The organism is Flavobacterium ardleyense (genome assembly GCF_033547075.1).
Lineage (GTDB): Bacteria > Bacteroidota > Bacteroidia > Flavobacteriales > Flavobacteriaceae > Flavobacterium > Flavobacterium ardleyense_A.
The window spans coordinates 549,824-567,738 of the sequence record NZ_CP137891.1 but is presented as its reverse complement, the minus strand read 5'-3'; the positions used below and the strand labels follow the sequence as shown (position 1 = coordinate 567,738).

General features: G+C 37.2%; 16 protein-coding genes and 1 tRNA gene. 11 read left to right on the top strand and 6 right to left on the bottom strand.

The genetic code is table 11. The annotated features are described in order from the left end of the window. Nucleotides 1-320: 320 nt before the first annotated feature. The 3 genes from SBO79_RS02480 to SBO79_RS02470 all read right to left on the bottom strand — a co-directional run bounded on the left by SBO79_RS02480 (nucleotide 321) and on the right by SBO79_RS02470 (nucleotide 5,093). A complete protein-coding gene (locus SBO79_RS02480) occupies nucleotides 321-2,366 on the bottom strand; it encodes a M13 family metallopeptidase (protein WP_318641553.1) in 2,046 nt (681 codons plus the stop codon). Nucleotides 2,367-2,785: 419 nt separating this feature from the next. After that, complete coding sequence (gene alr / locus SBO79_RS02475; RefSeq protein WP_318641550.1) at nucleotides 2,786-3,949, bottom strand: alanine racemase; 1,164 nt, start codon at nucleotides 3,947-3,949, stop codon at nucleotides 2,786-2,788. Continuing rightward, nucleotides 3,939-5,093 (bottom strand): amidohydrolase, encoded by a 1,155-nt coding sequence (locus SBO79_RS02470; RefSeq protein ID WP_318641548.1) that lies wholly within the window; start codon nucleotides 5,091-5,093, stop codon nucleotides 3,939-3,941. The genes alr and SBO79_RS02470 overlap by 11 nt, the downstream gene beginning before the upstream one ends. 421 nt (nucleotides 5,094-5,514) lie before the next feature. Between SBO79_RS02470 and SBO79_RS02465 the strand changes: the two genes are divergently transcribed. From SBO79_RS02465 to dusB, 3 genes are read left to right on the top strand one after another with little or no spacing between them, the layout of a single operon-like run. Further along, a complete protein-coding gene (locus SBO79_RS02465) occupies nucleotides 5,515-6,795 on the top strand; it encodes a putative DNA modification/repair radical SAM protein (protein ID WP_318641546.1) in 1,281 nt (426 codons plus the stop codon). Then, entirely contained in the window at nucleotides 6,773-7,540 is a 768-nt protein-coding gene (locus tag SBO79_RS02460) for a TIGR03915 family putative DNA repair protein (RefSeq protein ID WP_318641544.1), read from the top strand. The genes SBO79_RS02465 and SBO79_RS02460 overlap by 23 nt, the downstream gene beginning before the upstream one ends. A gap of 30 nt (nucleotides 7,541-7,570) precedes the next feature. Further along, entirely contained in the window at nucleotides 7,571-8,563 is a 993-nt protein-coding gene (dusB, locus tag SBO79_RS02455; RefSeq protein WP_318641542.1) for a tRNA dihydrouridine synthase DusB, read from the top strand. A 392-nt stretch (nucleotides 8,564-8,955) separates the two neighbouring features. On the opposite strand, the gene SBO79_RS02450 is transcribed toward dusB, so the two are convergent. Continuing rightward, the gene (locus SBO79_RS02450; RefSeq protein WP_318641540.1) at nucleotides 8,956-10,158 is read right to left on the bottom strand and encodes an ABC transporter permease; all 1,203 of its coding nucleotides are present in this window, start codon (nucleotides 10,156-10,158) and stop codon (nucleotides 8,956-8,958) included. A 1-nt stretch (nucleotide 10,159) separates the two neighbouring features. Beyond that, a complete protein-coding gene (rbfA, locus tag SBO79_RS02445; RefSeq protein ID WP_318641538.1) occupies nucleotides 10,160-10,552 on the bottom strand; it encodes a 30S ribosome-binding factor RbfA in 393 nt (130 codons plus the stop codon). 135 nt (nucleotides 10,553-10,687) lie between these two features. On the opposite strand from rbfA, the gene mce reads away from it, so the two are divergent. Beyond that, the gene (gene mce, locus SBO79_RS02440) at nucleotides 10,688-11,089 is read left to right on the top strand and encodes a methylmalonyl-CoA epimerase (protein WP_318641536.1); all 402 of its coding nucleotides are present in this window, start codon (nucleotides 10,688-10,690) and stop codon (nucleotides 11,087-11,089) included. Between the two features lie 77 nt (nucleotides 11,090-11,166). Next, nucleotides 11,167-11,240 (top strand) — tRNA-Ile (locus SBO79_RS02435). A gap of 570 nt (nucleotides 11,241-11,810) precedes the next feature. Here the strand turns inward: SBO79_RS02435 and SBO79_RS02430 are convergent. Continuing rightward, nucleotides 11,811-12,401 carry a riboflavin synthase gene (locus SBO79_RS02430; protein ID WP_318641534.1) on the bottom strand — a complete coding sequence of 197 codons (591 nt, stop codon included), beginning with the start codon at nucleotides 12,399-12,401 and terminating at the stop codon, nucleotides 11,811-11,813. A 53-nt stretch (nucleotides 12,402-12,454) separates the two neighbouring features. Between SBO79_RS02430 and pdxA the strand changes: the two genes are divergently transcribed. The 6 genes from pdxA (at nucleotide 12,455) to accC (ending at nucleotide 17,428) form a co-directional block, all read left to right on the top strand. After that, complete coding sequence (pdxA, locus tag SBO79_RS02425) at nucleotides 12,455-13,501, top strand: 4-hydroxythreonine-4-phosphate dehydrogenase PdxA (protein WP_318641532.1); 1,047 nt, start codon at nucleotides 12,455-12,457, stop codon at nucleotides 13,499-13,501. A gap of 71 nt (nucleotides 13,502-13,572) precedes the next feature. Beyond that, the gene (locus SBO79_RS02420) at nucleotides 13,573-14,115 is read left to right on the top strand and encodes a YceD family protein (RefSeq protein ID WP_318641530.1); all 543 of its coding nucleotides are present in this window, start codon (nucleotides 13,573-13,575) and stop codon (nucleotides 14,113-14,115) included. 13 nt (nucleotides 14,116-14,128) lie between these two features. Further along, entirely contained in the window at nucleotides 14,129-14,323 is a 195-nt protein-coding gene (gene rpmF, locus SBO79_RS02415) for a 50S ribosomal protein L32 (protein ID WP_318641528.1), read from the top strand. Between the two features lie 177 nt (nucleotides 14,324-14,500). Continuing rightward, complete coding sequence (locus SBO79_RS02410) at nucleotides 14,501-15,499, top strand: beta-ketoacyl-ACP synthase III (protein WP_318641526.1); 999 nt, start codon at nucleotides 14,501-14,503, stop codon at nucleotides 15,497-15,499. Nucleotides 15,500-15,521: 22 nt separating this feature from the next. Next, a complete protein-coding gene (accB, locus tag SBO79_RS02405) occupies nucleotides 15,522-16,007 on the top strand; it encodes an acetyl-CoA carboxylase biotin carboxyl carrier protein (protein WP_318641524.1) in 486 nt (161 codons plus the stop codon). Between the two features lie 74 nt (nucleotides 16,008-16,081). After that, nucleotides 16,082-17,428: an acetyl-CoA carboxylase biotin carboxylase subunit gene (gene accC / locus SBO79_RS02400; RefSeq protein ID WP_318641523.1), complete on the top strand. Its 1,347-nt coding sequence runs from the start codon at nucleotides 16,082-16,084 to the stop codon at nucleotides 17,426-17,428. Nucleotides 17,429-17,915 lie beyond the last annotated feature (487 nt).

Sequence of the window (17,915 nt, the reverse complement as noted above, 5' to 3'; positions counted from 1 at the left end):
AAAAACTAAAGTTTTATTAAAATCAGAAAGTGCCTTTATACATGTACGGTTGACGCGTATTAATAGCAAGTTTAGGGAAAAATTTAATAAAGTAGAAAAACCAGAAAATTTTATTAATGAGCAGTGCAATTCATTTAATTTGAACTTTTATACGAATATGTCTCCAACAGCTACAATGGCATTGCCATTTGTGTATTTAAGGTTATTTAAAAAATTCTGAAAGTCGCGTTTTCATACTTGCAGACTAAAACAAACCCACAAACAAATTCCTTCGTTTATGGGTTCACTTTATAAATTTTGCCGAAAGGCATATTTTTATTCTACCAGATTTTTACACGTTTTTCAGGTGCAAGGTATAGAGAATCTGTAGGTTTCACATCAAATGCTTTGTACCATTCTGGAATATTACGCACGATTCCGTTAACTCTAAAACGAGCTGGAGAGTGCGGATCAGAAGCGATTTGATTACGCAGAGCTTCGTCACGAGATTTTTCCAACCATACTTGAGCCCATCCAATAAAGACACGTTGTTGTCCAGTAAAACCATCCATTACAGGAGCTTTTTTACCTTTCAAGCTCATATTGTACGCCTTCAATGCAATCGTCAATCCGCCAAGATCTCCAATATTTTCACCAAGAGTAAAAGCACCATTTACATTCAGGTCTGGAAATACTGAAAAACCATTATACTGCTCAACAAGGGCATTTGTTTTAGCTTTAAAAGCTGAAAGATCTTCTGGAGTCCACCAGTTTCTCATTACACCATCACCATCAAAAGTACTTCCTTGATCGTCAAAACCGTGACCGATTTCGTGTCCAATCACCGCGCCAATTCCACCGTAGTTAATTGCGTCTTCTGCTTTCAAGTCAAAGAAAGGAGGTTGTAAAATTGCTGCTGGAAACACAATTTCGTTTGCCATCGGATTGTAATAAGCGTTTACCGTTTGAGGCGTCATTCCCCATTCAGTCTTATCAACTGGCTTTCCAAGTTTATTTATTTGTCTTTTATATTCAAATATCGAAGCGTTTTGCAAGTTGGTATACAAATCACCTTTTGCAATTTTCAATGCCGAATAATCTCTCCATTTGTCAGGATATCCAATTTTAATCGTGAATTTACTGATCTTTTTCAAAGCCTCATCCTTCGTTGCTGGAGACATCCAATCAAGATTTTTGATGCTTGATTCATAAGCTTTCAATAAATTCTGAACCAATTCAGTCATACTTTTCTTAGCCTCAGGCGAGAAATGTTTTTTTACATAAACTTCCCCAACAATTTCCCCAAGATTATTATTTACAACCCCTACCGCACGTTTCCAATTAGCTTCTTGCTCTGGTTTTCCGTACAATGTTTTACCATAAAACGCAAAATTCTCATTATCCATTTTCTTAGTAAGCGCAGTGGCAGAGCTATGAATTAATTGCCATTTAAGGTAATCTTTCCAAACATTCATTGAAGTTTTAGTCATTATTTCCGCAAGTGAATTCAGATAATCTACTTGAGTTACAATGATATCTTTCTGAGCTGGAATTTCAGCATTTTCAAAGTATGCGGTCCAATCGAATGCCGGTAAAATCGAATCTAATTTTGTGGTTTCATACAAATTATACAAACCCGCCATATCACGCGTTTGTTCCTTCGACATATGCTGAGTGGCAAGTGCAGTTTCTAATTTTAAAATCCCTGCAGCTTTTTTAGTGCCATCTTTTATGCCCGCAAGTCCGAGCATTTTTGCAATATGCTGCTCGTATTTTGTACGTAAAGTTTTAGATTTCTCGTCAGTAAGCATATAGTATTCCTTCTCAGGAAGTCCCAATCCACTTTGCCAGCTATAAATTTTATAAATCGTTGGATCCTTAAAATCCTCAATTACACCTACCGAAAATGGAATATCAATTCCACTTTTATTCGCATAACCAAAGTATGCTGCAAGATCCGCTTGATTTTTTAATGCATCAATTTTCGCCAAATCAGCTTGAATTGGTTTAATTCCCTGCTTTTCTCTCGCATTAAAATCAAGATATGACCCATACAAATCACCTATTTTCTGCTCCGCACTACCATCTGCAAATTCACCTTTAGACGCTTCTTCAATAATCGCTTTCACATCCTCGCGAGCCTTGTCGTTCAGCATTGACCCAACTCCGTAGCTAGATTTATCCGCCGGAATATCGTTTAATTTATCCCACGCACCGTTTACGTAAGCCGCAAAATCGTCACCTGGCTTTACCAAAGTATCCATATTTGCAAGGATAATTCCCGAGTGCTGCTGCGGAACTTCGGCTTTTTTCTCGCCACAAGATTGTAGCATCAAAGTAGTTAAAACAACAATTGGCAAAGCAATTCTAGTTGAAATAATCGTCATAATAATAGTATGTTTATTGGGTTTCAAATATACAGAAAAATTGTGCGGACAATTGTCCTATAACTTTTTTTTAAGGAGCTATTTGCTTCGCCCGTTCGCGTTGCTCGGGTTCCGCTTTTCACTTCAGTCCTTAGCGGCATTTGCCGCATCAGTCGGCATTTAAGGATCTTCCTTCGGTCGCTATTGCCTGCCGCTGCTGCCAAAAGGCAAATCCCCACTGAGGGATTTGCTTCGCCAGTTCGCTTCGCTCGGGCCCGCTTCAATCGGGGCTAGGGCAGTAGTGCAATAATCAAATAACTTCTAATTTCAAGATCTTTAGTTATTATCTGAGATTTAAAAATGTTCATTTTCTTAAAGATAAGGCAGATAATTGAATGTTCAAAATTCTTTGAAATTCTAAATGCTTTCTTGGAATTTTTTTACTGCGCCGCAATTCTTTCAATATCAACTGGAAGTCTTGCCAATAATTCATAATTCAACTGATTACTAAGTTCACTAAACGACGCAACCGAAATTTCACTTTCGCCGTCGCTTCCAATCAATGTCACAGTATCTCCCAAATTCGGATTTTCTACATACCGCAAATCGATAATTAGTGAATTCATATTAATGCTTCCAAGAATCCCCGCGCGGATTCCGCCAATTAAAACTGTTCCAGCATTGCTCAACATTCGGCTGTAACCATCAGAATATCCAACCGGAACAACTCCAATGGTCATGTTCTCACTGGCTTGATAGGCATTCCCATATCCAATAAAATCGCCCATTTTCACTTTCTTGATTGCCATAATATGACTTTTCCAAGTCAGCAATCTTTTCAAATTAAAATGGTCAAGCTTTTTCCGAATCAGATATTCCATTTTAACTTCCTGACTTGGCCAGAATCCAAATTGCAGAATCCCAATCCGAACCATATTAAAACGCATTTTCTTCATTCGCAAAGCTGCCGCACTACAAGATGCGTGAACATATTCGGCGTTATAGCCTCTCTGTTCAAACATCGTTTTCAATTTCAGAAATAATTTTTTCTGTTGATCCACTCGAATGTGATTCGAAATACTTTCTGCTCCGGCGAAGTGGGTGCAAAGTCCTTTCAAAATATAATGTTCTGAATTAGCTTCCAAAATCGGAAAAACCAAGTCCGAAAGTGTCGGCTCCGAGATTCCAGTTCGATTCATTCCAGTTTCAAGCTCAATATGAATCAGTGCCTTTTTTTCTAATCGTTTTGAAACTTCAATAGCAATTTCCAATTTCTCAATATCCGAAACAAAGAATTCAATATCATTCTCAATCACCCATTCCAATTGCGAATCGCTGGTATATCCCATAATCATAATCGGAATGTCAGATTTCAAAACCTTTTTTACTCTCTTCGCCTCCTGAATACTAAAAACCGAAAAATGCTTGATGCCGCAATCTTCCGCCATCGGAACAAAAGTTTCGATGCCGTGACCGTAAGCATTTCCTTTTACCACAGAAGAAATTAGGACTTCTTTGCCCATTTCCTTGCGTAGAAAATCGATATTGAATTGTAGTGCTTGTTGACTTATTACTATTTCGCTAGTGTACTTCTTATCTCTCATTCAAAAAATTTCTGGAAATCTGTTCAAAAATATCGCTTCCAATCACGATTAGTTCATCAGGAAAATCATAATCAGGATTGTGTAGAGCGGGTTGATTAATTCCCGATCCAAGTCCAAACATTGCACCTTTAAAGTTTTCGGTAAAAAGACCAAAATCTTCTCCCCATTTCATCGGCGTTGCTAGATATTTGATGTCCATATTTAATTCCGTAGCCGATTTCTCAATCAAATCCACCATTTCTGAATCATTATTATTGGCTTGAAATTCTTGAGTCCAACTTACCTCAGCGCGAAGTCCGTGTGCCTTGCATAAAGCCAAAGCAACTTTTTCAAGGTCAAGAGATTTTTGTTCTAATATTTTATTGTCCCAAGACCTGATAGTAATATGCACTTCGCCATATCCAGCCGAGATTCCGTAAGATTCCTCACCCATTGTGGTATAAACAGGAGTGACAAGAAAGAATTTATCGTCATTGATGTTGGTTGTTGCCATACCAAGCGCATCTGTTAGAAATTCCGCCATCGCAAGTGCAGGGTTAATTCCCTTTTCAGGTTCCGCCGCGTGAGAGGTTTTTCCGTGAAATTTCACAATCATCGAACGCACTGCTGGAGTAAAAGCTCCTTTCCTAATTCCTACTTGACCCATTGGAAAACCGGGAGTATTGTGAAGTGAAACTACTGCATCAATTTTCAGATTTTTGAATTTAGGATCTGCACTGACTTCTTTCGCGCCCATTCCGTTTTCTTCCGCAGGTTGAAAGAGCAAATAAACCATTCCATTATTGGGTCTGTTTTTCGAAAGATTATAGCCAAGTCGACATAAAATCACGCTATGACCGTCGTGTCCACATTTGTGACTCACGCCTTCAAAAACTGACTGATGTTCAAAAGTATTGATTTCTTGAATTGGCAATGCATCAAGCTCGGCGCGAATCATAATAGATTTTCCGCCCGAATTTCCAAATCCAAATAATAATCCTGTTTTCCCCACCTCAAGTGCAACATCGGGTTTTAATGGCGCAATAAATTCTTGAATCCGTTTCTTAGTTTCGAATTCAAATTCAGAAACTTCTGGATATTTGTGTAGTATACGTCTAAAATCTTGAAAATCTTGGGTGGTGAGAGATATTGTATTTGCAGTCATAACCGTAAATATAAAGAATCTCAAACTTTTTGTTGGAATTGACCTTGTTAAAATAAAGTTTAAGGATTGCTGAGAATGTTAATTTAAAGTGGAATTAATCAAGTGTTCATCATAATTTCTGAGACGTAATGAGCATCAAAAGTGTATAATTCACATATTATAGAATACTTTTAAATAGTATTGTAGTGCGTCTATTTAATGTGAGTTTTAATAAAAATAACGAACTATGATTAATTTTCCGTCCACACAGTTTTCTAGATTCCTAAATAAATATATCAAAGTAGAACTTGAACTAAATATCATTTTCAATTCTTGTAATATTATTCTTCGTGCTGTATTAAACTGCTCCTAATTTCGCAAAGTTGGAAATAGTTTACCAATCATTTCTCGTATTTTTACACTCCTAAAATTATTTTAATACGTGGACTACGAAAGAGTTAAAGAGAAATTAGAAATCCTTGCCGATGCGGCAAAGTACGATGTGTCTTGTTCTTCTAGCGGTGGAAATCGCAAGAATACAAACAAAGGTTTGGGCGATTCGTCCTCATCTGGTATTTGCCATACTTATACCGAAGACGGACGTTGTGTTTCTCTACTCAAAATTCTTTTGACTAATTTCTGTATTTACGATTGTGCGTATTGCGTAACCCGCAAAAGCAACGATATTCAGAGAGCCGCTTTTACGGTTGATGAGGTTGTAGATTTGACAATGAATTTTTACCGCCGTAACTTTATCGAAGGACTTTTCTTAAGTTCGGGAATCTTCAAAAATGCCGATTATACGATGGAGCGCTTAGTTCGAGTGGCCAAAAAATTACGTCTTGAGCACAAATTCAATGGTTATATTCACTTAAAAAGTATTCCCGGCGCAAGTGATGAACTAATGCGGGAAGCAGGCCTTTATGCGGATAGATTGAGTATGAATCTCGAAATTCCAACTCAATCTGGTTTGAAGTTATTGGCTCCCGACAAAGATCATCAGCAGATGATTAAACCGATGGGATTTGTCAAAAACGAAATCAGTTTATATAAAGACGAGCGCAAGAAATTCAAATCTACTCCCAAATTTGCTCCAGCAGGGCAAAGCACTCAGATGATTGTGGGTGCAAGTCCAGAAACTGATTTCCAAATTATAAAAGTGGCAGATCATTTCTACAAAAACTTTAGTATGAAACGCGTTTATTACTCGGGATATGTTCCAGTTTCCAATGATGCGCGATTGCCAGGTTTAGGAAGTCAAGTGCCGCTTGTGCGAGAAAACAGATTATACCAGGCAGATTGGCTGATGCGATTTTACGGATTTAAAGCTGATGAAATTTTGGCTAAAAACAATCCATTTTTAGATTTGGAAGTAGATCCAAAATTAGGTTGGGCTTTGCGAAACATCGATGACTTCCCAGTTAATATTCAGACTGCTGCTTTGGAAACAATTTTGCGCGTACCTGGAATCGGTGTAAAATCAGCTTATAAAATTGTGAATGCGCGTAAATTTCAAAATCTTACACTCGAACATCTTAAGAAAATGGGCGTTGCGACCAACCGCGCAAAGTATTTTGTGTCTGTTGCCAACTTCAATAAGGATTTGATTCACCTTGAATCAGCTCATCTTAAAACGCTAATTGTTGGAGATACCAAAAGCAAATTCGAAAATCCTTTTAGCAATCAAACTTCTCTGTTAAATGACGATACTTTTTTACGATAGTACTTTTGATGGCTTTCTGACTGCTGTTTTTGAAGTTTTCGAATTCAAATATCAAGACGTTCAAATCGTGCACGCAGACACTTTTCAGAATTCTTTTTTTACTGAACCAATTCAGATTATCACTAATCAGGAAAAAGCCGAAAGAGTTTTAAAGCGCCTGGAAAAGCAACTAGAAAAAAGCGGCGTTCAGGATATTCTATATGCGTTTCTTTCCGAAGACTCAACTCGCGAAAGCATTTTATTACAAGCAATTTCCTACGCAATCGAAAATCCTGGAAAAAATGTTTTAAAAGATTATTCAAATCCTGCAGTGCTGCAAATTTCAAAATTTGTAAAATCTGTAAATCGCGAACGCCACCGAATGAAGGCCTTTATCCGTTTCGAACTTCTCAAAGACGGAATTTACTTCGCCGAAATTTTCCCAGATTTTGATGTTTTGACTTTGATAATTACTCACTTTAAAAATCGCTATCAAGATCAGAAATGGTTAATCTATGATGGTAAGAGAGGTTACGGAGTTTATTACGATCTCGAAAATGTTGAAATCATTTCTTTTGATCAAGAAGCGCAAAATAATTTAAAAAACAAAGACAATCTATTTGATGCCAAAGAAATAGAATATCAAAAACTTTGGATTGAATATTTTGATCATACCAATATTAAGGAGCGAAAAAACACCAAACTTCACGTGCAACACGTTCCCAAGCGCTATTGGAAATACCTGACTGAGAAGAAAATACTTTAGAAAGAAAATTTAATATCGTAATTTTGCCAAATGATTAAAATTGGCAACATACAATTACCCGAATTTCCATTATTACTTGCTCCAATGGAGGATGTAAGTGACCCACCTTTCAGAAGACTTTGCAAACAGCACGGTGCAGATTTGATGTATAGTGAATTTATATCTTCAGAAGGACTAATTCGTGATGCAATCAAAAGCAGACAGAAGCTGGATATTTTTGATTACGAGCGACCTGTGGGAATTCAGATTTTTGGTGGAGATGAGGAAGCAATGGCAATGTCCGCGCGAATTGTCGAAACGGTAAATCCAGATTTAATCGACATCAACTTTGGTTGTCCTGTAAAGAAAGTTGTGTGCAAAGGTGCAGGTGCGGCTGTTTTGAAAGACGTAGATCTGATGGTGCGACTTACAAAAGCGGTGATCAAAAGTACAAAGTTGCCAGTTACTGTAAAGACGCGTCTTGGTTGGGATGATAACTCAATTAATATTCACGAAGTTGCCGAAAGATTGCAGGATATCGGTGTTCAAGCATTGTCCATTCACGGACGAACTCGCGCGCAACTTTATAAAGGAGAAGCAAATTGGGGACCTATTGCCGAAGTAAAAAACAATCCTAGAATTACAATGCCAATCTTCGGAAATGGCGATATCAATTCACCCGAAAAAGCTTTAGAATACAAAAATCGCTATGGCATTGACGGAATTATGGTTGGTCGCGCCGCCATTGGATATCCTTGGATTTTTAATGAAATTAAACACTATTTCAAAACTGGCGAAAATCTTCCTCAGCCTACAATTGCCGATCGTGTGCTTGCCGCTAAATCTCATTTAGAATGGGCAATAGAATGGAAAGGACTTCACGTGGGAATTGTCGAGATGCGCCGTCATTATACCAATTACTTCAAAGGAATTCCAGGTTTCAAACCATATAGACAAGTTTTGGTGACTAGCGATAGTGCCGACGAATTATACGAAACATTTAATGTGATTACTGAGGTTTACGAAGAATTTCAATTTTCTTAGTTTTGAGGAAGGGTAATTTTTTTTTCTAGAAATAAAACTTTTTTGATCTAGTATATTTAGTTTTGGAATCGACTTAAATGATAACTTCGGAAGAGTCCAAATCGTAGTATTCTATAAAATTTCAGAACTGGCTGAGGCGAATTTTTTTGAGGAATTGTTCTTGAAAGATGTCGATTTTTTTTCTTTCGGCGAAAGCCAAAAAATTTCCGAGAAGTACATAGCGATCAATTAGATAATTTGTTTTGGAAGCGACTTAAAAATGATAACTTCGGAAGAATCCAAATCGTAGTATTCTTCAAAATTTCAGAAGTGGAAGAGACGAAATTTTTCAGGAATTGTTCATGAAAGATGTCGACCTTTCTTCTTTCGGCGTAAGCCAAAAAATCCTTATTTTACTGCTCCAACAGACGTTTGCTAACTCTCGAAGAAGCGATAAGTGACGCCACAAACCCCAGAACTATGATGGTTGCGAAAACTATTAGCATATTTTCCAGCGAAAAAACTACGGGATAGGCGAGGGTGGAAGTGATCATAATTAATTCGAATTTTTGCTGTAAAAGCACAATTATTGCACCCAAAGCAAGTCCGATTAATCCGCCTGCAACGCACAAAAGCGAGCCTTGAAATAAGAAAATCATTCGGAGATTTTTTATTTCGGCACCTAGATTTAATAGTGTATGGAGATTTTGCTTTTTATCCAAAATCATCATAATCAAAGCGCCAATTAGGTTGAAAAGTGCGACGATTAAGACGAGCGTAAAGATGAGGTAAACGGCAAGATTTTCAGTATTCAGCATTTTGTACAACGCATCATTTTGAGCCGCTCTATTCTTGATAATTATTCCCGATCCTAGAATTTCTGATAGTTGAGAAGTGACAATTTCTTCGTCTTTTGCCGATTTTAATTTGACTTCAAGCCCTGTAAATTCATTCTTTTTGTACTGCAATAATTCCTGAACGAGACCTAAATCTGCAAAAACATATTTGCCATTTATATCATCATTAATATCGTAAATACCAGCAGGCAAAAGGTTTTCTTTGACAAACGCATCGTCAGGATTTTCGATAGTTCCCTTTCCAGCCTTTGGCACAAAAACTTCTAGCGGATTGTAATTATCAAAGATTCCTAGAGATAATTTTTGCGAAATAGTGTAGCCAATAACCGCCTGATAAGTATCAGGTTCAAGCCATTGTCCAGTAAAAAGTGACTTATTGACGTCGTTAACATTTTGGAAAGTGGAATCGATACCTTTGAGATACGCGACGTGCTCCTTATTGTCATACATAAAAAGAACGCGCTCTTCTACAACCTGAGAAGTCGCAGCAATACCCGTAATTTTCTTGATTTTTTCTGTTTGAGAAGCATCAATTTTGAAAGACTTCCCAACTGAAGTGCTGACTTTTAGATCTGGATCGAAATCATTACTAAAAGAAAGACTGAAGTCTTTAAGTCCGCTAAAAACCGAAAGAACTACAAAAAGAGAGAGTGTTCCTACGATAATTCCCACAGAAGCGATGCCTGTAATAATATTGATCGCATTATTTTTACTGCTGCTCAATAAATACCGACGTGCTATGTAGAACGGAAAATTCAATTTATGATTTTTTGCGTTTTTCCAAAAGATCACGGTTATCGATAGGATTTTCTCTGCTGTTTAGGGCATTGTCAATCTTCTCGATATAATCTAGTGAATCGTCAATCTTGAAAGTTAGGTTTGGCACACGTCTCAACTGCAATTTTACACGTTGCGATAAATCGTGTTTGATAAGTGGAGTATTTGTTTTTATTGCCGCCAACGTTTCTGCTGATTTCTCTGGAGGAAAAATGCTTAAGTGTACAGTAGCAAAAGCAAGATCGCTCGTCACATATACTTTTGATACTGAGATTACAAGATTTGATACGCCGTTTTTGCGCACTTCTCCTTGCAAAATATCAACAAGATCCTTTTGGATTACTCCGGCAATTTTTTTCTGTCTATTCGTTTCCATAGCGCAAAAATACGACTTTTTGTAGATAGTCTGTTAGAATCTTAATTACACTATAGAATTATTTAAACTAAACACCTAAGAAGTTAGAGTCGTTCATAAAGTCAATTTGTATATTTGTTCTTTATATATTGAACTATGAGAAAAATTGAACATATAGGAATTGCGGTGAAAAACCTCGAAGAATCAAATGATTTATTCACTAAACTATTTGGTGCAGCGCCTTATAAAATGGAAAAAGTTGCGAGTGAAGGTGTAAATACTTCTTTCTTTATGAATGGTCCAAACAAGATTGAACTTCTAGAAGCCACCAACGAAGACAGTCCGATTGCAAAATTTATCGCCAATAAAGGTGAGGGAATTCACCATATTGCCTTTGATGTAGAAGATATAGTTTCTGAAATTGAGCGACTTAAAGGCGAAGGTTTTATTGTGCTGAACGAAGTTCCAAAAAAGGGAGCGGATAATAAACTTGTGGCTTTCCTACATCCAAAATCTACAAATGGGGTTTTGATTGAATTATGTCAAGAAATAAAATAGCATTCCGCTCAAAAATATCGTTGCAAAAGCTTTGTGGCAATCAAAAAAAGTCATAATATTGCAACCTCAAAATAACCGGTCCTATAGCTCAGCTGGTTAGAGCACCTGACTCATAATCAGGTGGTCCCTGGTTCGAGCCCAGGTGGGACCACTAGTAAACACTAGCCTTTCAGAAATGGAAGGCTTTTTTTGTGGGGACTTTTGAGTGATTTTTAATTTTAGAAATTAAGAGTCTGCCGAGTAAGTATCAAATTTGAATATTGTTATTTATGCATTTTCAATCCTGGAGAAATTTATTAAGTCTATAGGTTTCGCTATTGATAGTTGGCATGTTAGTTATCAATACTTTATTTTAATTTACAAATAACAGCAGATAGTAGCATTGGGGAAATTTCTTATAGAGTTGTGCTTTTGGTCTGCTTTTCAGCACATATTGCCGTTTATTTGCGGAATAATTGATAAAAAAATGTAAAGTATGCTGAACTATTTGAATTTTATTTACATTTACATTTGAAATAGACTTTTCATGAAGATTTTAATCCTACTTCTATTATTTATAACTAATGTCTTCGCGATACCAAATCCGCCTGCGCCTGCTGCGCCAGGACCTCCAGGTCCGCCAATTGTACCTATTGATGCTAATATAGATTTTCTTTTGCTTGTGGCGGCTATTTTCGGCCTATATATGATCTACTGTAGAACAAGGCAGTCGCCTGTCTAATTACTTCCTATACTCCTGCAACCTCGATACATATTTTCCAATAACATCAAATTCTAAATTCACTTTAGTTCCAATTTCTATTTTTTTGAAATTAGTGTGCTCAATTGTATAAGGTATAATTGCAACGCTAAATTCATCCTTTTTAGAATTTACTACGGTCAAACTGACGCCATTGACTGTTATCGACCCTTTTTCGATAGTAAGGTTACCAATGCTGCTGTCATAGCTAAAAGTAAAATATGTGCTTCCACCAGCATCTTCAATCTTGCTGCAAATGGCGGTTTGGTCTACGTGACCTTGCACAATATGACCGTCAAGTCTATCGCCAAGTTTCATTCCGCGTTCCAAATTTACGATATCACCTACTTTCCAATCACTTATTGTGGTTTTATCTGCAGTTTCTTGCACCGCTGTTACTAAATATTGTGAGTCGAAAATTCCTACAACAGTCAGGCAGATTCCGTTATGGGCAACGCTCTGATCAATCTTTAATTCATTTGTAAAAGTGCTCTCGATTGTGATATTTAGATTGTTGCTTTCTTTTTCAATTGAAGCAACGCTGCCAAGGGTTTCGATAATTCCGGTAAACATGATTTTATTTTTGTAAATTCGCACTTCAAAATTAGCAATAAAATCTTGTGTCCATGACTAAAAAAGCAGAAAACATCATCGTAGGGATTTCAGTTGGAGATTTAAACGGAATTGGCAGCGAAGTTATTCTAAAGACATTTGAAGATCTTAGAATGCTAGAATTTTGCACGCCTGTTATTTTTGCAAATGTCAAGTTGATGTCGTTTGTAAAGCGAAATCTAAATTCGAACATCGCTTTTCATGGCATTGATTCGCTGGATCAAGTGCTAACTTCGAAGATTAATGTGCTGAATGTATGGAAAGATGTTTTTGACGTGAAGCTTGGTCAGAATGATCAGGAAGCAGGAAAATATGCTATTCAGTCATTCGTTGCAGCAACCGAAGCTCTAAAAGCGGGAAGTATTGATGTACTAGTAACCGCGCCTATTAATAAATATAATATTCAATCTGAAGCGTTTAAATTTCCTGGTCATACAGATTATCTCGATCAGCAATTTGATGGAAATGCGCTGATGCTAATGGTAAACGGGAATCTTCGCGTAGGTCTACTTACCGATCATATACCGGTGAGTGAAGTTGCTGCTCATTTAACCCCCGAATTAATTAAAAGAAAAATCGAAACAATTAAGCAAACCTTAATTCAAGATTTTAATATCAATAGACCTCGGATTGCAGTTTTGGGATTAAATCCGCATGCTGGAGATGGTGGTGTAATCGGTCATGAAGACGAGGAAGTTTTAAGGCCGGTAATTGCTAAGATGTTCGAAAAAGGTACTTTGGTTTTTGGACCTTATCCTGCCGATGGATTTTTTGGCAGCAATCAATATGAAAAATTTGATGCTGTTATAGCGACCTATCACGACCAAGGACTTATTCCTTTCAAAACTTTATCTTTTGGACAAGGAGTTAATTACACTGCTGGTTTGGCTAAAATTCGAACTTCACCAGATCACGGTACCGCCTTTGATGTTGCAGGAAAAGGCTTGGCTGATGCCAATTCTTTTAAAGAAGCAGTCTATTTAGCGTTGGATATTTATGAGGCTAGAAATAATTATGCAGAGATTAGTCAAAGACCTTTAAAGGTTAAAGATAGACATTAATAAAAAATTCCTAGATTTTCGTTTGAAATTCTAATTATTTTATATCTTTGCACGCTCAAATTGATGGTGAAATGAAAAAGATGAATGATTTTTTGATTCCCTTTATCGGATTGAAATTAGGTAAGCACCAGTTTGAATACCAAGTAGGTAATACGTTCTTTAATACTTTTGAATATGAGGACTTTAATAGTTCTGATATTAATGTAGAAGTAAGTTTTGAAAAAAAATCTACTATGCTAGAGCTTTTGTTTAAGCATAGTGGTACTGTTAATGTCGCTTGCGATGTTACCGGAGAAGATTTTGACATGCCGGTAGATGGCAATCTAAAGCTTGTTGTTAATTTTGGAGACGAATTTAACAATGACAATGAAGAAATGTTAATTTTGCCTCACGGAGAACATCAGATTGATGTGTCACAGTATATCTACGAGATGATTGTACTCTCTGTTCCGCTAAGACGCGTGCATAGAGGAGTGTTAGATGGTAGTTTGAAAAGCGCTGCGCTCGATAAGTTGAATGAAATTTCGGTTACAGAAATCAATACAGATTCTGAACCAGAGGCACAAGAAATAGATCCCCGCTGGGACAAGTTAAAACAATTATTAAAAGATTAAATAATACAGTAAAATGGCACATCCAAAGAGAAAAATCTCCAAAACTAGAAGAGATAAGAGAAGAACACATTACAAAGCAACTCCTGCACAAATTGCAACTTGTCCTATCACTGGAGAGGCACATTTGTACCATAGAGCTTACTGGCATGAAGGAAAAATGTACTACAGAGGTCAAGTAGTTATTGATAAATCTGTTGCTGCTATATAATTACTTATAGCATAAAAACTTAAACTCCTACGTTGTGGGAGTTTTTTTTTATTATTTAAAACTTTCAGGCGCTATATATTTAAGAATATGCAAAAAAAACCTAGGTTCGGATTTTTTTTTGTAAATTCCACGTCCTTATGGATACCTGTGTGTTTATAAGAAAATAATTGAATTTTTATGAATAGAATTACAGCTGCAATTACCGCTGTTGGCGGTTATGTTCCAGAATTTGTACTTACAAATAAAATCCTCGAAACAATGGTTGATACCAATGACGAGTGGATTACTAGCCGAACTGGAATAAAAGAAAGACGTGTTTTAAAAGACAAGACAAAGGGTACTTCTTACCTAGCTATTATGGCTGCCAAAGATCTAATTGAAAAAAGCAATCTCGATCCAGCAGAAATAGATCTTGTCATTGTCACATCAGTTTCTTTTGATATGCCAGTAGCAGCAACTGCCGTATTTGTGGCAACTCAAATTGGTGCTGTCAATGCTTTCGCGTACGACTTGCAAGCAGCCTGCTCAGGTTTCCTATTTGCAATGTCTACTGCCGATGCATACATTAAAAGTGGAAAATACAAAAAAATTCTCGTTATCGGAGCCGATAAAATGTCTTCCATTATAGATTATACTGATAGAGCAACCTGCATTATCTTTGGTGATGGAGCTGGAGCAGTTCTTTTTGAAGCCAACGAAGAAGGTTTGGGTATTCAAGACGAAATTCTTAAAAGTGACGGTATTGGTCGCGACTATCTTAAGATTGACGCCGGCGGATCATTACTTCCTGCATCGATTGAAACTGTAGAAAATAGACAACATTTTGTATATCAAGATGGAAAAACTGTTTTCAAGTATGCAGTAGTAGGAATGGCTGATGTGAGTGAAAAAATTATGCAAAAAAATAATTTAACCAATGATGATGTCGACTGGCTCATCGCGCATCAAGCCAACAAAAGAATTATCGATGCTACTGCCTCAAGAATGAATCTTGATCCAGACAAAGTGTTGATTAATATTCAAAATTACGGAAACACAACCGCTGCAACTTTGCCGCTTCTTCTATTTGATTTCGAAAAGAAATTTAAAAAAGGCGATACGTTAATATTTGCTGCCTTTGGAGGTGGATTTACCTGGGGCTCAATTTACCTTAAGTGGGCATACGATTCAAAATAGTTTAAAATAAAAAAAATAGATCATGGATATCAGAGAAATACAAAATTTAATAAAATTTGTTGCTAAGTCTGGCGCTACAGAAGTGAAGCTTGAAACAGATGATTTTAAAATTACAATCAAGACTACAAACGAAGCAAGTGCTCCTGAGTACACTTATCTTCAAGCTCCTATGAACCCGGCATTTCCTACTGCAGGAACTCCGCAACCAGTTATGCCAACGCCAGTTGCACCAGTAGCCGATGCAGCAGTTAGCGATGTTGATTCAAAATACGTGACCATCAAGTCACCTATTATTGGAACTTTGTACAGAAAACCATCTCCAGACAAGCCTGTATTCGTTGAAGTTGGAACTACAATTGCAAAAGGCGATGTTCTTTGTGTAATTGAAGCTATGAAATTGTTTAACGAAATAGAATCTGAAATTTCAGGCAAAATCGTTAAAGTTCTTGTAGATGATTCATCTCCAGTTGAATTTGATCAGCCTTTATTTTTAGTAGATCCGTCTTAATTTGAAGTAGAAAAATGGTAGTTATTAACTGCCCTTTTAAATTTCAATTTGTCTAATTTTTCAAATTATAAAGGATGTTTAAAAAAATTCTTATTGCAAATCGGGGTGAAATTGCACTTCGTATTATTAGAACCTGTCGCGAGATGGGTATCAAAACTGTAGCGGTTTACTCTACAGCAGATGCCGAAAGTTTGCACGTTCGCTTTGCAGACGAAGCGGTTTGTATCGGGCCTCCGCCAAGTAATTTATCCTACTTGAAGATGTCAAATATTATTGCTGCTGCCGAAATTACTAACGCAGACGCCATACATCCAGGTTACGGATTTCTTTCAGAAAATGCAAAATTTTCGAAAATATGTGGTGAGCACGGAATCAAATTTATCGGTGCTTCTCCAGAGATGATTGACAGAATGGGTGATAAGGCTTCGGCCAAAGCAACTATGAAGGCTGCCGGTGTTCCTACTATCCCAGGATCTGAAGGTCTGTTAGAATCAGTTGAACAATTAACAAAACAAGCCAAAGAATTCGGATTTCCAGTAATTATCAAAGCAACCGCAGGGGGTGGAGGTAAAGGAATGAGAGCAATTTGGAAAGAAGAAGAAATTCAAAAAGCTTGGGACTCTGCACGTCAAGAAGCAAAAGCTGCTTTTGGAAACGACGGAATGTACCTTGAAAAGCTGATTGAAGAACCTCGTCATATCGAGATTCAAATTGTTGGAGATTCTTACGGTAAAGCGTGTCACTTATCAGAACGTGACTGCTCTATCCAAAGACGCCACCAAAAATTAACCGAAGAAACTCCTTCCCCTTTTATGACTGACGAATTGCGTCATGCAATGGGAGAAGCAGCTGTAAAAGCAGCCGAATATATTAAGTATGAAGGCGCCGGTACTATTGAATTTCTTGTTGATAAGCACAGAAATTTCTACTTTATGGAAATGAATACTCGTATCCAAGTAGAGCACCCTATTACAGAGCAGGTAATTGATTATGATCTTATTCGCGAGCAAATTATGGTCGCAGCAGGTATTCCGATTTCTGGAAAAAACTACACGCCAAAACTACACGCGATTGAGTGTCGTATCAACGCCGAAGATCCTTACCACGATTTTAGACCATCACCGGGCAAAATCACCACACTTCATGCTCCAGGTGGGCACGGAGTACGTTTGGACACGCACGTTTACGCCGGTTATACAATTCCGCCAAATTACGACTCAATGATTGCAAAATTAATTACCTCTGCACAAACCCGTGAAGAAGCGATTAATAAGATGAAAAGAGCTTTGGACGAATTTGTTATCGAAGGTATTAAAACAACAATTCCATTTCACAGACAGTTGATGGACGATCCCGCTTATGTGGCTGGAAATTACACCACCGCATTTATGGATACTTTTGTAATGAACGATCCAGAATAAAATTTTAGCCTCACTTTTTAGTGGGGCTTTTTTTATAGGTATATTTCCACAACTATATTTATAATCTTTTTTTGGAGCTATTTCCTGCTGTCCACTGTATCTTTCTCGCCCAGAAAAAGGGCGAGAAAGGATGCCGTTCCCATCAGGGCTAGGGCACTTCTGCTAATTTGAAATAATTTTTCTCCAATAGTTATCCTATTTATATTAATCCCTTCGATTATTCTATTTTTTTCAACTTCCTTTCCAAAACGTGACTTTACTTACTCAGTCCGGATACAGCGGTAGATACAACTCCGATAGCGCGGATTTATAATCCGTGCCCGTCAACTGCATCACATTTCTCATTGAATAAAATTTCGGCTTTTCGCGTTTTAGTTTATTTACCTTATTTCGATTATTCTCTTATTTCGATTTTTCTATCGCCCGATATCCGATAGCGCAGATTTATAATCCGTGCCCGCCAACTGCATCACATTTCTCATTGAAT

Coding starts and splice junctions, on each gene's coding strand:
- SBO79_RS02480 (WP_318641553.1), bottom strand. CDS start 2,366: ATGACGATTATTTCAACTAGAATTGCTTTGCCAATTGTTGTTTTAACT.
- dusB (WP_318641542.1), top strand. CDS start 7,571: ATGATTAAAATTGGCAACATACAATTACCCGAATTTCCATTATTACTT.
- SBO79_RS02460 (WP_318641544.1), top strand. CDS start 6,773: ATGACGATACTTTTTTACGATAGTACTTTTGATGGCTTTCTGACTGCT.
- accB (WP_318641524.1), top strand. CDS start 15,522: ATGGATATCAGAGAAATACAAAATTTAATAAAATTTGTTGCTAAGTCT.
- rpmF (WP_318641528.1), top strand. CDS start 14,129: ATGGCACATCCAAAGAGAAAAATCTCCAAAACTAGAAGAGATAAGAGA.
- pdxA (WP_318641532.1), top strand. CDS start 12,455: ATGACTAAAAAAGCAGAAAACATCATCGTAGGGATTTCAGTTGGAGAT.
- rbfA (WP_318641538.1), bottom strand. CDS start 10,552: ATGGAAACGAATAGACAGAAAAAAATTGCCGGAGTAATCCAAAAGGAT.
- SBO79_RS02430 (WP_318641534.1), bottom strand. CDS start 12,401: ATGTTTACCGGAATTATCGAAACCCTTGGCAGCGTTGCTTCAATTGAA.
- accC (WP_318641523.1), top strand. CDS start 16,082: ATGTTTAAAAAAATTCTTATTGCAAATCGGGGTGAAATTGCACTTCGT.
- SBO79_RS02420 (WP_318641530.1), top strand. CDS start 13,573: ATGAAAAAGATGAATGATTTTTTGATTCCCTTTATCGGATTGAAATTA.
- mce (WP_318641536.1), top strand. CDS start 10,688: ATGAGAAAAATTGAACATATAGGAATTGCGGTGAAAAACCTCGAAGAA.
- alr (WP_318641550.1), bottom strand. CDS start 3,949: ATGAGAGATAAGAAGTACACTAGCGAAATAGTAATAAGTCAACAAGCA.
- SBO79_RS02410 (WP_318641526.1), top strand. CDS start 14,501: ATGAATAGAATTACAGCTGCAATTACCGCTGTTGGCGGTTATGTTCCA.
- SBO79_RS02470 (WP_318641548.1), bottom strand. CDS start 5,093: ATGACTGCAAATACAATATCTCTCACCACCCAAGATTTTCAAGATTTT.